This is a genomic window from Luteimonas suaedae, from assembly GCF_008312895.1.
Classification (GTDB): Bacteria; Pseudomonadota; Gammaproteobacteria; order Xanthomonadales; family Xanthomonadaceae; genus Luteimonas; species Luteimonas suaedae.
The window spans coordinates 82,483-95,897 of the sequence record NZ_VSSP01000003.1 but is presented as its reverse complement, the minus strand read 5'-3'; the positions used below and the strand labels follow the sequence as shown (position 1 = coordinate 95,897).

The 13,415-nt window shown below is 69.8% G+C and carries 9 protein-coding genes and 1 riboswitch; of the genes, 3 read left to right on the top strand and 6 right to left on the bottom strand.

The genetic code is table 11. The annotated features are described in order from the left end of the window. Positions 1-181: 181 nt before the first annotated feature. Positions 182-1,897, bottom strand: coding sequence for a glycosyltransferase family 39 protein (locus FXO19_RS06610; RefSeq protein ID WP_149194284.1), 1,716 nt, complete (start codon positions 1,895-1,897; stop codon positions 182-184). Positions 1,898-2,024: 127 nt separating this feature from the next. Here FXO19_RS06610 and FXO19_RS06605 point away from each other — a divergent pair, with 127 nt between their 5' ends. Both FXO19_RS06605 and FXO19_RS06600 read left to right on the top strand, forming a co-directional pair. Then, positions 2,025-2,723, top strand: a complete 699-nt coding sequence (locus FXO19_RS06605) for a response regulator transcription factor (RefSeq protein WP_149194283.1) — start codon at positions 2,025-2,027, stop codon at positions 2,721-2,723. Further along, positions 2,716-3,990 (top strand): sensor histidine kinase, encoded by a 1,275-nt coding sequence (locus FXO19_RS06600; protein ID WP_149194282.1) that lies wholly within the window; start codon positions 2,716-2,718, stop codon positions 3,988-3,990. The genes FXO19_RS06605 and FXO19_RS06600 overlap by 8 nt, the downstream gene beginning before the upstream one ends. On the opposite strand, the gene btuB is transcribed toward FXO19_RS06600, so the two are convergent. The 3 genes from btuB to FXO19_RS06585 form a co-directional block, all read right to left on the bottom strand. Beyond that, on the bottom strand, positions 3,972-5,813 hold the full coding sequence (btuB, locus tag FXO19_RS06595; protein WP_149194281.1) for a TonB-dependent vitamin B12 receptor: 1,842 nt from the start codon (positions 5,811-5,813) through the stop codon (positions 3,972-3,974). The genes FXO19_RS06600 and btuB overlap by 19 nt on opposite strands. 165 nt (positions 5,814-5,978) lie before the next feature. Continuing rightward, positions 5,979-6,223, bottom strand: a riboswitch (cobalamin riboswitch). Between the two features lie 249 nt (positions 6,224-6,472). After that, positions 6,473-6,835, bottom strand: a complete 363-nt coding sequence (locus FXO19_RS06590; protein ID WP_149194280.1) for a TfoX/Sxy family protein — start codon at positions 6,833-6,835, stop codon at positions 6,473-6,475. Continuing rightward, positions 6,832-7,314, bottom strand: a complete 483-nt coding sequence (locus FXO19_RS06585; protein WP_149194279.1) for a GAF domain-containing protein — start codon at positions 7,312-7,314, stop codon at positions 6,832-6,834. The genes FXO19_RS06590 and FXO19_RS06585 overlap by 4 nt, the downstream gene beginning before the upstream one ends. 389 nt (positions 7,315-7,703) lie before the next feature. Here FXO19_RS06585 and bioD point away from each other — a divergent pair, with 389 nt between their 5' ends. Further along, positions 7,704-8,381, top strand: coding sequence for a dethiobiotin synthase (gene bioD, locus FXO19_RS06580; RefSeq protein WP_149194278.1), 678 nt, complete (start codon positions 7,704-7,706; stop codon positions 8,379-8,381). 254 nt (positions 8,382-8,635) lie between these two features. On the opposite strand, the gene FXO19_RS06575 is transcribed toward bioD, so the two are convergent. Continuing rightward, positions 8,636-11,812 (bottom strand): efflux RND transporter permease subunit, encoded by a 3,177-nt coding sequence (locus FXO19_RS06575; RefSeq protein ID WP_149194277.1) that lies wholly within the window; start codon positions 11,810-11,812, stop codon positions 8,636-8,638. 86 nt (positions 11,813-11,898) lie between these two features. Then, positions 11,899-13,086, bottom strand: a complete 1,188-nt coding sequence (locus FXO19_RS06570) for an efflux RND transporter periplasmic adaptor subunit (RefSeq protein WP_223115441.1) — start codon at positions 13,084-13,086, stop codon at positions 11,899-11,901. Positions 13,087-13,415 lie beyond the last annotated feature (329 nt).

The following is a 13,415-nucleotide window of genomic DNA, read 5'->3' as shown; positions in this document are numbered from 1 at the left end:
TGGCGTCGCGTTCTGAGGGCTGTGGCATGGGTGCGAGGGAAGTGGTGGGGGTTGGCCGTGGGGATGGTCCGACCGGCCCTGTCGGAGAGCGGTGGGAGTGGAATTTGCAGTTCGTTAAATCGACGGTCGCTTTCCCGGCCCCGGCGCTCTCGCTTTCGTGCTTCCTCGCACGGGGCCGCGGCTATGTCTCGTCCGCCGTGCGGTCGTCGAACGGTGGCACGGTGCAATCGCGCGCGACCGCGGTGCCCGGCACCAGCCACCAGTCGATTCGGTTCGTGCGGCCGATGCGCACGGCGTGCGCAGGCGCGACGCAAGGCCCCAGCGCCGCTTCCGGCAGCAGCAGCCACCTGCGTTCCGGCGCCGATGCGAGCCAGGCGGAGGCCTCGCGCCATTGCCGGTGCCACGGTTGCCGGAACCCGAACTCGGCCACGTGACGATCGGCCTGCAGCAGCTGCTGTTCGCGCCATGCCAGCAGCGCCAGTTCGGCGTCCGGACCGATTTGCGCGGCGGCCGCCTGCATCAGGCCGCGCGCGGAGCTGCTGCGGTCCAGCGCCGGCGCCAGCCCGATGCCGTAGACCGTCCACAGCAGTGCGCAGAACACCAGCAGTGCGGGGGCGATGCGACGCCGGCGCGCCCAGGCCGCCAACAGCAGGCCGGCGACGCCGAGCGCCAGCAGCCACAGCAGCAGCACCTGCAGCTCCCCGGCGCCGATCGCGCGCTGCGCCGCGATGCGCTGTGCCCAATCATCGAGGCCGGCAAGCGCCGCCCCCGCTGCCAGCGCCAGCGCCGCCGAAAGGGCCAGCAGCCATGCCAGCAGCAATGCACGCACGTCGCGCCTGCGCAGCAGCGCAGGCAGCAGCGGCGCCGCGGCCACGCACAGTGCCGGCAGCATCGGGAAGACGTAGACCTCGCGCTTTCCCGGGCTGGCGCTGAAGAACAGCAGCACCAGCCCTGCCCAACCCAGCAACAGCAGCAGGCGTGCATCGCCGCGTCGCAGCCGCCGCCACCAGACCGGCAGCAGCCACGGCAGCAGCAGTGCCCCGGGCAGCCACAGCGTGGCCATCACCTGCAGGTAGTACCAGGGCGGCCGCAGGTGGTGCCAGGCGCGGGCGTAGCGTTCCGCGGTCTGGTGCAGCAGCAGTTCGGCGGCATAGGCCTGCAGCGCGGGATCCGCGGACCTCAGCACGGCCACGAGCAGTGGCCCGAGCCACACCGCCGCTCCGGCGGCGAAGCACAGCGCGAACACTCCCCAGCGCCATCCATCGGCCCGTGCCGGAACAGCGGCCGGCCGCCACCGGCGTGCCGCCAGCCACGGCAGCAGCACCAGCAGCGGCAGGAAGCCGACGCCCTTGGTGACGGTGCCGACGCCGGCGGCGAACGCGCCGATCCAGGCGGCACGCCAGTCCGGACCGCGCAGCAGGTGCCGCAGCAGTCCCCACAGCGACAGCGTGGTCAGCAGTACCAGCACCATGTCGATCTGCGCGCGCTTGGCCTGCAGCCCGAATTGCAGGCAGACGAACAGCGCGCCGGCGGCCCAGGGCGCGTAGCGCCGCCGCCACAGCCGTGCGGCGAGGTCGCCGGTCAGCCACAGCGTCGCCAGCGCCGCGAGCAGCGACGGCAGCAGAAAGGCGATGCGCCAGTCGCGCACGGCGAGCCAGGTGGTCGCCTGCAGCCACATGAAGACCGGCGGCTTCTCCGCATACAACTCGCGCCCGCGCATGGGCACCAGCCAGTCGCCCGAAGCGATCATGTGCTGCGCGGCGAGCACGAAGCGCGGTTCGTCCGGCGGCGACGGGTCGCGCATGCCCAGCCCCGCGACCAGCGCGGCCACGGCCAGCAGTGCGAGCGGGAACAGCGCCCGGCGGGGCGATCGGGCCTTGGCGACGGGGCTGGCCATGCATGGCGCGGGTTCGGACGGGCTGGCGATGCTGCGCGCGGCGACGTGGGAGAATCGTCGGAACGCGTTCCGACGCCGTTCCGACGTATCCAGGCGGAGACTGCGCGCGATACCTGAGGAGTCTGCAATGCGCGTGCTCGTGGTCGAGGACAACCGCAGCCTGGTCGCGAACCTGTTCGAATACTTCGAGGCGCGCGGCTACGTGCTCGATGCCGCGCCGGACGGGCCGACGGGCCTGCACCTGGCCGGCACGCAGACTTACGACGCGATCGTGCTGGACTGGATGCTGCCGCGCCTGGACGGGCGCGAGGTGCTGCGCCGCCTGCGCGACGCCGGGTCCGACGTGCCGGTCCTCATGCTGACCGCGCGCGACGAACTGCCGGACAAGATCGCCGGATTCCGCGCCGGCGCCGACGACTACCTGACCAAGCCTTTCGCGCTGCCGGAACTCGAGGTGCGGCTGGAGGCGCTGGTCGCGCGCGCCTCCGGCCACGGCCGCAGCCGCGTGCTGGCGGTGGCGGACCTGCGCCTGGACCTGGCCACCCTCGACGTGACCCGGGAGGGCCGCGTGCTGCACCTGTATCCGGCCTGCCGCAAACTGCTCGAAGTGCTGATGCGCGCAAGCCCCGCCGCCGTCACCCGCGAGCGCCTGGAGCAGGCGCTGTGGGGCGACGACCCGCCCGACGGCGACATGCTGCGTTCCCACATCTACGAGCTGCGGCGCAGCGTGGATGAGCCGTTCGCATGCAAGCTGATCCACACGCTGCCGCGCGTCGGCTACCGGCTGGCCGAGCGAACGGTCGAAGCGGACGCCGCCGATGGCTAGGAGCAGCCTGCGGCGCCGCATCACGATCGGCCTGCTCGGCTACGTGGCGCTGTTGTCGCTGGCCGTGCTGCTGCACGGCTACGTGGTCAACGAGCGTGCCGAGGCGCTGGTATGGCAATCGTTGCTGGAAGCGGAGTTCGATCATTTCGTCCTGCGCAGCCGGACCGATCCGGGCTACCGCTGGGCCGATACCGAAACGCTCACGCTCTACGACGGCGCCGCCGCGTTGCCGCCGGCGCTGGCGGCGCTGGGGCCCGGCCTGCATGACGAAGTGCTCCTGGACGGCCGCGAACACGTGCTGCTGGTCCGGCGGCTGGAGGGGCGGCCGATGGTCCTGGCGCTGGAGATCGACGACCTCGAACGCCGCGAACTGGAACTCGGGCTCACCATGCTCGCCTCGGCGCTGGTGGTGGTGGTGCTGCTCGGCCTGTTCGCGGCCTGGGGCGCCGGACGCCTGCTGCGGCCGCTGAGCGACATGGCGCGTCGCATCGGCGAACTGCGGCCGGCCAGCGATGCACGCGTCGAGATCCCCGACAGGGCGAGCACGGAGCTGGTGGTGATCGCCGACGCGCTCAACGACTATCTGCGCCGCAACGCGCAGTTCGTCGAGCGCGAGCGCGCCTTCGTCGACAGTGCCAGTCATGAACTGCGCACGCCGATCTCGGTGATCGCGGGCGCGGCGGAGCTGGCGACGGCGCAACCCGGCATGCCGGCGGCGGCGCGCCAGCAGTTGACCCGGATCCGGCGTACCACGCAGGACATGGAACGGCTGATCTCGCTGCTGCTGGTGCTGGCCAAGGACCCGGCGCGGCTGGCGAAGGCGAACGACCGGATCGCGCTCGACCAGCTGCTGCCGGACATCGTCGAAGACCACCGCCCCATGGCCGAGGACAAGGGGCTGGCGCTGACCCTCGCGCCGCCGCCGTCGTACGAGCTGCTGGCGCCGTTGCCGGTGGTGCAGGCCGCCATCGGCAACCTGCTGCGCAACGCCGTCGAGAACAGCGACTCGGGCGAGATCGGCATCCGCCTGCTGCCCGAGGCGGTGGTCGAGATCGTCGACCCCGGCCACGGCATGACCCCCGAGGAGATCAGTGCGATCTACGCCCGCGCGGCGCGCGGCGGCAGCCGCGAGGGCGGGGGAATCGGCCTCGACCTCATTGCGCGGCTTTGCACCCATCTCGGCTGGACGCTCGAGATCCGGTCCCTCCCGGGGAAAGGAACCACGGCCCGGCTCGACCTCGGATCCGCTCAGCGCACCGGCGCGTAGCGCAACGTCAGGCCGTACTCGCGGCCCGGCTGGTTGTACCAGGCGATGGTCTCGTAGGTGCGATCGAAGACGTTGCTGGCGCGCGCCTGCAGCGTCCACTCCGGATGGAAGGCGTACTCGAAGCGCAGGTCCGTCGTGGCGTGGCCGCCCAGGCGCGTGGTGTTGGCGGCATCGTCGAAGCGATGTCCGGCGCCGTTGAGCGTCACGCCGAAGCGGAACGCGCCGAATGCGCGATCCAGGTCGATGCGGCCGGTATTGCGCGCACGGCGCGCCAGCAGGCGTCCATGGTTGGCGCCTTCGCTGCGATTGCGCGGATCGACGTGGCTCAGCTGCGCCGACAGGTCCCAGCCCGCCAGCGCGGTGGCGAAGGTCAGCTCCGCGCCGCGCAAGCGCGCCTGGTCGACGTTCACCGGCCGGAAGGTGGTGGCGTCGTAGTTGATCAGGTCGTCGACGCGGTTCTGGTACAGGTCGAGCGACCAGCTCCAGCCGGCGCGGGCCTGGGCGATGCCGAGATTGAGGTTGTCCGACTGCTCCGGATCGAGCTCCGGGTTGCCCGAGAACGGGTAGTACAGATCGTTGAAGCTCGGTGCGCGGAAGCCGGTGGCGTAGCTGGCGGTCAGCCGCAGGTTCGGGCCGAAGGCCAGGCCCCAGGCGAGGCTGCCGGTGGCGTGGCTGCCGAACTGTTCGTTGTCGTCGTTGCGCACGCTGGCCTGCCACTGCTGCGCACCGAAGTCGCCCTGCCAGAGGGCGAACACGCCGAGGTTGTCGCGGCTGGCGAGGTCGTATTCGGTGCTGCCGGCAATCCGGTCGTCGAGCCAGTCGGCGCCGACGCTCAGCACCTGCTCCGAGGCCAGGGCGATGTCGGCCTGCAGCGAGGCCTGCTCGCGGCGGGTGCGCAGATGGGCCACAAAATCGCCGTCGAGGTAGTCGTCGGTGCGGTCGTCGCTGCGGCCGAGGCCGGCCTGCAGCGTCAGCGTTTCTGACGGTTCGAAACGGAGCTTGGCGCCGACCACCTGCTGCACGGTCTCGGAATAATTCGCCCAGGTGCCGTCGAAGTGGTTGTCGCCTTCCGAACGCAGCGCTACGCCGTCGAGCGTCCAGGCGTCGGAGAATGCCAGGCCACCGCGCAGGCTGGCCGAGCGGTTGCGATAGCCGTCGCGGTCGGGCTCCTCGGCGAAGCAGCCCGCGCCAAAACCGGCCAGCGTGCCGCGGCAGGCATCAATGCCGTCGGTGCGCAGGTGTGCGACATCGGCGCCGAACCAGGCGCGCTCGCTGCCGCCGCCGATGCCGGCACCGGCTTCACGCAGGCCATGGCTGCCGATGCCGGCGTGGAAGCGCGGCCGCGGCGGACCGCTGTCGCGGCGGGTGAAGATCTGGATCACGCCGCCGATCGCGTCGGCGCCGTACAGGCTCGAGTGCGGGCCGCGCACGATCTCGATACGGTCGATCTGCGCCACCGGGATGTCCTGCAGCGCCGGCAGGCCGGCGGTGGCCGAGCCGATGCGCACGCCGTCGATCAGGACCAATATCTGGTTGGAGCCGGCGCCGCGCATGAACAGTGAGCTCTGCTTGCCGGGCCCGCCGCTGTTGACCAGGTTGATGCCGGCCCGGCCGCGCAGCAGCTCGGGCAGCGAGACAGCCTGGCTGCGCTTGATCTCGGCGCGGTCGATCACCTGCGCCGGGACCAGGCTGTCGGCCAGCGCGATCTTCGTGCGGGTGGCGGTGACGATGACCTCGTCGAGGTCGGTGGCCGCGGGAGCGGCGAGCGCCGGCAGCGGCGCGAGCGCGGCCGCGAGGGCCAGGGTGAGGATCCGGTACTGCATGCATAGTCTCCATCGCGCGCACCCACGCACGCGGTAGCGGTGAAGGCACGCGCGGCGACGCGCGTGCCCGGTGGAGCTGCGCGAAGAGAAGGGAGGCGGCGGAAGCGGACGGCAAGCGTCGGCATCGCTGCCACGACGCCCTCCGCATCGGCAACCGGTCAGGGGAAGATTCCCCTGCTTCAGGCCGGTCTCCGGGCTTGCGGGCGAACCGGCGGCAGTGCATGCCGGTTCCGGCGATCGCGCCTTCCCATGCATCGTTCCGGAATCCGGAACCGGCACAGTGGCGATTGCGATGCCTGACTCGCTTACCGTTGCGGGGGCAGCGCCGGAGTGGCCGCGAGGGCGTCACCGGCTTCCCGTTTCAACCCGGCGGCGGTCGCCGTCGGGTCACCTGAAGCGGGGCGATTGTACGCGATCCGGGCGGTGCCGGATCGTCGGCACACGTGCCGATGGCAACCATCGCCGTAGGAGCGCGCCATGCGCGCGATGCCGCGGGTGCCGGCAGCATCCGGTGGATGCCGCGATTCCGGACCGGCAGGCACACCGGTCACCGGAATCCGCGGGCGGCAAAGTGCCCGCGGCATCGCGCGCATGGCGCGCTCCTACGAAGTACAGGCATCGCGCCACGCGACAGAGATCCGCTGTCTCGCGATGGCGGCTCAATCGTCAGTGTCGGTGTCCGGAAGGTCGGGCGAGGCCGGCGCGTCTTCCTGGTGCACGGTGGTTGTCACCGGCCCCGCCGCGGGGCGACCACGGGGCGGCGGCAGGTCGGCGATCGCGGCCTCGGCAGCCTCGACCAGCTGCTGGCGGCGCGCTTCCGGCACCTCCTGCCAGTGGCAGTCGAGCAGCGCACCTTCCAGTGCATAGAGCAGGTTGAGGCTGGGGCGGAAACCGGCGCGGCGCACGCGCATGTAGGCTTCGACCGGGCCGGCCGCTTCCAGGTCCTCGCGCGTGCGCAGTCCCACCTGGCGCAGCCAGGCGGCGGACTTCGGACCGATGTTGCGCATCTTGGGTGCGGTCATCGCAGCGACTCCAGCCAGATGCGGGCAACGGCTTCCAGGCCGGTCTGGTCGTCGACGTCGAAGCGCGCCGTCAGCGGGCTATCGAGGTCGAATACGCCGATCAGGGTGTCGCCGTCGAACAGCGGCACCACCAGTTCCGAGCGCGAGGCGGCGTCGCAGGCGATGTGACCCGGAAAGGCGTGCACGTCGTCGATCCGCTGCGTGCGGCGGCTGCGCGCAGCGGCGCCGCACACGCCCTTGTCCAACGGAATACGCACGCAGGCGGGCTGCCCCTGGAACGGGCCGACCACCAGCTCGGTGCCGTCGAAGAAATAGAAGCCCACCCAGTTGAGATCCGGCAGCGCGTGGAATACCAGCGCCGACAGGTTGGCGGCGTTGGCGATCCGGTCGTGCTCGCCGGCCAGCAGCGCTTGGGCCTGCGCGGTCAGCTGTGCGTACTGCTCCGGTTTGTCGCCGTCGAGGCGCTGGGATGCGAACATCCGCGCAGTGTAGCAACAGCGGCCCGGCCGCCGGAGGAGACACCGATGCCGTTCGCCCATGAACCTTCCGCGGTGCTTCGCCGCTCGGCGTGCGTTCGCCGGACATGTTCTCCTGCCGCCGCGTGCGTTCCCGCTTTGGAGACGTTCGGTGCTGGTCGCCTCCCCCCTTTGAAAAAGGGGGGCTGGGGGGATTTGCCTGCTGCCCGACAAAGCCGCAAATCCCCCTCAATCCCCCTTTTTCAAAGGGGGAAGACAAGCGCCAGGAGATGTGGGGAAACTTCAGCGGCAATCCCCCTTTTTCAATGGGGGAGGACGGGCAGTAAGCCACATCGTGAAACTTCGGCCTCGGTCCCTCTTTTTCGAAGAAGGAAGCAAGGCGGAGCGCCGGCATGAGCGCGTGCGACCTGTATGTCACCGGCACCGATACCGGGGTCGGCAAGACCCTGGTGAGCGCTGCGCTGCTGCACGCCTTGCGCGCGCGTGGGCTGCGCGCGGTCGGCATGAAGCCGGTGGCCAGCGGATGCGAGCGCACCGCCGAAGGCTGGCGCAACGAGGATGCGCTCGCGCTGCGGGCCGCCAGCGATCCGCGTCCGTCCTATGCCGACGTCAATCCGTACCCGCTGCCGGCGGCGACCGCGCCGCAACTGGCGGCGCGCGAGGCGGACATCGCGATCGCGCCGGCGCCGCTGCTCGCCGCCCATGCGCGCCTGGCTGCGACCGCCGATCGGGTGGTGGTCGAGGGCGTCGGCGGCTGGCTGGCGCCGTTCGCCGACGGTTTCGAGCAATCACAGCTGGTGCATGCGCTGCAGTTGGAAGTGGTGCTGGTGGTCGGCCTGCGGCTGGGCTGCCTGAGCCATGCGCGGCTGAGCGCGCGCGCGATCGCGGCCGACGGCTGCCGCCTGGTGGGCTGGATCGGCAGCGGGATCGAGCCGGACTTCGACCGCGACGGCGCCTACGCACAGTTGTTGCGCGACGCCTTGCCGGCACCGTGCCTGGGCGTGCTGCCGCACATGCAGCCGCCCGATGCCGTCGCCGCCGCCCGCACATTGACCTGGCCGCCCCCGTAGGAGCGCGCCATGCGCGCGATGCCGCGGGTGCCGGCCGGATCCGGTGGATGCCGCGACTCTGGACCGGCAGGTGCGTCGGTCACCGGAATTCGCGGGCGGCAAAATGCCCGCGGCATCGCGCGCATGGCGCGCTCCTACGGAGCGGCGGCGGGTCGTCGCCGACGCGCAATGAGAAACGAGTGGAGGAGGAGCGAGAAACGAGAGAAGGCGGCGCGCCGCTCCTAATTCGTTCCTCACTCCTCGTTCCTAGCTCCTCAGCCGTGCTGCGGCTCCGGTGGCGGCAGCGGTTCGCCGTCGACGTCGTGTGCAGCGCGCTCGCGATCGTGCGTGTGGTCGCGTGCCAGGTACAGGTAGAACGCCGGCAGCACGAACAGGGTGAACGCGGTGCCGATGGTCATGCCTGAGGCGATGGTCATGCCGATCGCGAAACGTGACGCCGCGCCGGGGCCCTTGGCGATCAGCAGCGGGAACATCGCGAACACCAGCGCCGCGGTGGTCATCAGCACCGGCCGCAGACGGATGCCGGAGGCCTCCTCGATGGCCTCGCGCTTGGAGAGGCCCTGCTCGACCTGCAGCTTGTTGGCGAACTCCACGATCAGGATGCCGTGCTTGGCGATCACGCCGATCAGCGTCACCAGTCCGACCTGGGTGTAGATGTTGACGCTCATGCCGGGGAAGGCTTCGATCCCGGCCATTCCCAGCACGCCGCCGAGCAGCGCCAGCGCGTTGAGCACCAGCAGCGCGCCGCTGATCGCCATCGGCACCGTGATCAGCATGATCAACGCATCGCGGAAGCTCTCGAACTGCGCCGACAGCACCAGGAAGATCATGATCAGCGCGAACACCAGCGTCACCAGCATGGTCGTGCCTTCCTGTTTGAACTGGCGCGACTCGCCGGCGTAGTCGACGCTGTAGCCCTGCGGCAGGATGTCGGCCGCGGCCTCGTCCAGCACCCGCAGCGCCTCGCCCTTGGTCACGCCGGGGCGCGGGGCGAAAGTGATGCCCACCGCGTTGAGCTGCTGGAAGCGCTTGAGCGTCTGCGGCTGCGTGCTTTCCCTCAGCGTCACCAGGGTCGACAGCGGGATCAGCTCGCCGTCGCGGGTGCGGGTGTAGTAATCCTTGAGCTGGTCGGCATTGAGCCGGTCGCTGCGCTGCACCTGCGGGATCACGCGGTAGGAGCGGTTCTCCATCGCGAAGCGGTTGACGTAGCCGCCGGCCAGCAGCGCCGACATGTCTGCCGCCAGCGTGCGCATCTCGATGCCGAGCGTGGCCGCCTTGTCGCGGTCGATCTGCACCTCGATGCGCGGCTTGTCGATCTTCAGGTCGGTGTCGAGGAAGATGAAGCGGCGGCTGGCCTGGGCGCGCTCGATGATCGCCCCGGCTAGTTCATTGAGCTGTTCGATCGAGCCGATGCCACCGATCAGGAATTCGCCGCCGCCGTCGCCGCCGGCGCTGGGCAGCGAAGGCGGCACCAGCGCGAAGGTGTTGAGGCCGGTGACCTCGGCCAGCTTGGGCTGCAGTTCCTGCTCCAGCACCTGCTTGGTCGAGCGGTCGCGCTGGCTCCAGGGCTTGAGCACGTAGCCGGACATCGCGCTGTTGCTGGCGCCGCCGCCGCCGCCGAAGCCGCCGTTGAACAGGAAGAAGTCGTTGACCTCCGGCAGCTCACGGGCGATCTCGGTCATCTCCTCGGTGTAGCGCTCGACGTAGTCGAGGGTGGTGTAGGCGTCGGCGCTGCTGATGGCGAAGATGAAGCCCTCGTCCTCCAGCGGCGCCGGCTCCTTCGGCGCGATGACGTACAGGAACACGCAGGACACGAACACGATCGCGCCGAAGATGGCGATCACGCCCTTGGTGTCGAGGGCGCCGTGCAGCCTGCGCTGGTAGCCGCTGCGCAGCCAGTCGAAGCGGGCATCCAGCCAGGCCTCGAGCCGGCCCTTGCCCTCGTCGCCGTGATGTGGCTTGAGGATCTTGGCGCACATCATCGGCGACAGGGTCAGCGCGATCACGCCCGACAGCAACACCGAGCCGGCCAGGGTGAAGGCGAACTCGGTGAACAGCACGCCGGTCAGCCCGCCCTGGAAGCCGATCGGCAGGTACACCGCCACCAGGGTGGTGGTCATCGCCACCACCGGCCAGGCCAGTTCCTGCGCACCCTTGAGCGCGGCATCGAGCGGCGACAGGCCGTCCTCGATGTGTCGGTGCACGTTCTCCAGCACGATGATCGCGTCGTCGACCACGATGCCGATCGCCAGCACCATCGCCAGCAGCGTCAGCAGGTTGATGGTGAAGCCCATCAGCAGCATCAGGAACAGCGCGCCGACCAGCGACAGCGGCACGGCGATCGCCGGGATCAGCACGCTGCGCAGCGAGCCCAGGAACAGGAAGATCACCACGATCACGATGATCACCGCTTCCACGATCGTGGTGATCACCTCGTTGATCGCATCCTGGATCGATTCGGTGCTGTCGTAGGGGATGGTGCCCTCGATACCTTCGGGCAGCTGCGGGATGATCTCGTTGTTCCAGACCTCGCGCACATCGTTGATCACGTCCAGCGAGTTCGCGTCCGGCGAGACGAAGATGCCCATGAAGGTCGCGGCATCGCCGTTGATCCGCACCGAGGTGCCGTAGTTCTCGGAGCCGAGCGCGACGTCGGCGATATCGCCCAGCCGCACGATCGCGCCGTTCTCCTCGCGCACCACCAGTTGGCGGAACTCCTCCGGCGTGCGCAGGTCGGTGCGCGCGGTCAGGTCGACCGACACCATCTGGCCCTTGGTCGAGCCCAGCGCCGAGAGCACGTTGTTGGAGCGCAGCGCGGCGGCCACGTCGCTGGCGGTGACCTGCAGCGCGGTCATGCGATCGGGTTTGAGCCACACGCGCATGGCGAACGAGCCGGCGCCGAGGATCTCGGCGCGCTGCACGCCCTCGATGGTCGCGATCCGGGGCTCGACCACGCGGGTCAGGTAGTCGGTGATCTGGTTGTTGTTGAGCCGGTCACTGGCGAAGGACACGTACATCGCCGCGATCTGCTGGCCCTGCTGCAGGTCGATCACCGGATCCTCGGACTCCTCCGGCAACTCGCCACGCAGCTTGTTGACCTTGGCCGCGATCTGGGTCAGCGCCTCGTTGGGGTCGTAGTCCAGGCGGATGTAGGCCTGGATGGTGCTGGCGCCGGCGGCGCTGGTGGACACGAGGTAGTCGATGCCCTCGGCGCTGGCGATCTCGCGCTCCAGCGGGGTGGTGATGAAGCCCTGGATCAGGTCGGCGTCGGCGCCGAAATAGGTGGTGGAGACGTTCACCACCGCGTTCTGCAGCTCCGGGTACTGGCGCACGTTGAGCTCGGTGAACGAACGCAGGCCGAGCAGCAGGATGAACAGGCTGACGACCATCGCCAGCACCGGCTTGTTGATGAAGATGTCGGTGAATTTCATCCGGTTTCTCCCCCTCTCCCGCAGGCGGGAGAGGGTCGGGGGGAGGGCGAGCCCGCGGGGGCGGGCTCAGCGATATGGCGCATGCCTCAGCGGTTCTGCGGCTGTGGCGATTCGTCGGTGGCGGGCTGGACGTCGTTGTTGATCGTCACCGCCGCGCCGTTGCGCAGCCGCAACAGACCGCTGGTCACCACCACCTCGCCGGGCTTGAGCCCGTCGGTCACCGCGACCATGTCGCCGCGGGTCGCGCCGGTGGTGACGAAGCGCTGGTTGACGACGTGCTTCGGGCCGGCCTCTTCGCCTTCCTGCTGCGCTTCGTCCTCGGCGGGCGGCGCGTCGGCGACCACGTACACCGCATTGCCGTAGGGATTGAAGCTGACCGCCGTCTGCGGGATCACCACCGCGTCCTGCGCCTCACCCAGGTCGAAGTCGACCTTGGCGAAGGTGCCGGGCCGCAGTTCACCGTCGGGATTGTCCAGCGTCGCCTGCACGGAGAAGTTGCGGGTGCTGGCGTCCGCGCCCGGCTCGATCGCGGTGATCGTGCCCTCGAAGGCCTTGCCAGGCAGGGCGTCGACGCGGGCGCGGATGGTCGTGCCTTCCCGGAGCTGCGGCAGGTACTGCTCCGGCAGGGTGAAATCGAGGTAGATCGGATCCAGCGACTGCAGGCTGACGATCGCGCTGCCCGGTGCGATGTATTCGCCCAGGCTGACCTTGCGGATCCCGAGCACGCCGTCGAACGGCGCGCGGATGCGCTTCTGCGCGATCAGCGCGCGCTGGGCGTCGGCCTGGGCGCGGGCGGTGGCGGCCTGAGTGGCGCGCTCTTCCGCGTCCGCCTGCGAGACCAGTCGGTCTCGGCCCAGCGCCTGCCAGCGTTCGCTTTGCACCGCCGCGAGCTTCGCCGAGGCTTCCAGCGAGTTCAGCGTGGCCAGCTCGTTGGCGGAGTTCAGCTCGGCCAGCAGGGTGCCGGCCTTAACCGGCTGTCCGGCCTCGAACGTGATCTTCTGCACCACGCCGCCGGCCTCGGTGGTGATGTCGGTGCCGTTGACCGCGACCAGGGTGCCGACCGCGTCGACGCCGCTGCTCCAGCGTTCCTGCTTCGCTTCGGCCGTGCTCACTGCCACCGGCGGCTGCGGCATGTTGTCGAAGAACTGGTTCATGCCGTAGTCCATCACGGCCTTGACGGCGAACACGCCGCCGAACACCACCAGGACGATCAGCAGCATCCAGAACATGCGTTTGCGCACCGAGGGCGAACGGGTGGCGGTAGATTTGGACATCGGAGGCCTCGGGAGAGATACGGGGTGATTGGGGGCGTATGGAGCGAAACGGGTGAAGGCGTGCCGATCTCGAGCGGTCCTGTGAACCGGGATCCGCGCCGCCCTTCCGTCCGGTGTACCGGATCCGGCATTTCAGGCCGGACCCGTCGCCAATCCTGCGATTGCGCCGGATCCCGGCAGTACACTGCTGCGATGGACCGACGATGGGCAGGCGGAGCTTAAGGCGGGGCCTGGGGTCTCGCGCGTGCCGACAGTCAGGTTTTGGTACACATCCGTGTGCGGCGCTCCTTCCTGTGACTTTCGGCACGCGAACGGCCGCTATTCTAATT

Bases quoted from the DNA above. Each gene is read 5' to 3' on its own strand.
- FXO19_RS06575 (WP_149194277.1), bottom strand. From the start codon at position 11,812: ATGAAATTCACCGACATCTTCATCAACAAGCCGGTGCTGGCGATGGTC.
- btuB (WP_149194281.1), bottom strand. From the start codon at position 5,813: ATGCAGTACCGGATCCTCACCCTGGCCCTCGCGGCCGCGCTCGCGCCG.
- FXO19_RS06570 (WP_223115441.1), bottom strand. From the start codon at position 13,086: ATGTCCAAATCTACCGCCACCCGTTCGCCCTCGGTGCGCAAACGCATG.
- FXO19_RS06585 (WP_149194279.1), bottom strand. From the start codon at position 7,314: ATGTTCGCATCCCAGCGCCTCGACGGCGACAAACCGGAGCAGTACGCA.
- FXO19_RS06590 (WP_149194280.1), bottom strand. From the start codon at position 6,835: ATGACCGCACCCAAGATGCGCAACATCGGTCCGAAGTCCGCCGCCTGG.
- FXO19_RS06605 (WP_149194283.1), top strand. From the start codon at position 2,025: ATGCGCGTGCTCGTGGTCGAGGACAACCGCAGCCTGGTCGCGAACCTG.
- bioD (WP_149194278.1), top strand. From the start codon at position 7,704: ATGAGCGCGTGCGACCTGTATGTCACCGGCACCGATACCGGGGTCGGC.
- FXO19_RS06610 (WP_149194284.1), bottom strand. From the start codon at position 1,897: ATGGCCAGCCCCGTCGCCAAGGCCCGATCGCCCCGCCGGGCGCTGTTC.
- FXO19_RS06600 (WP_149194282.1), top strand. From the start codon at position 2,716: ATGGCTAGGAGCAGCCTGCGGCGCCGCATCACGATCGGCCTGCTCGGC.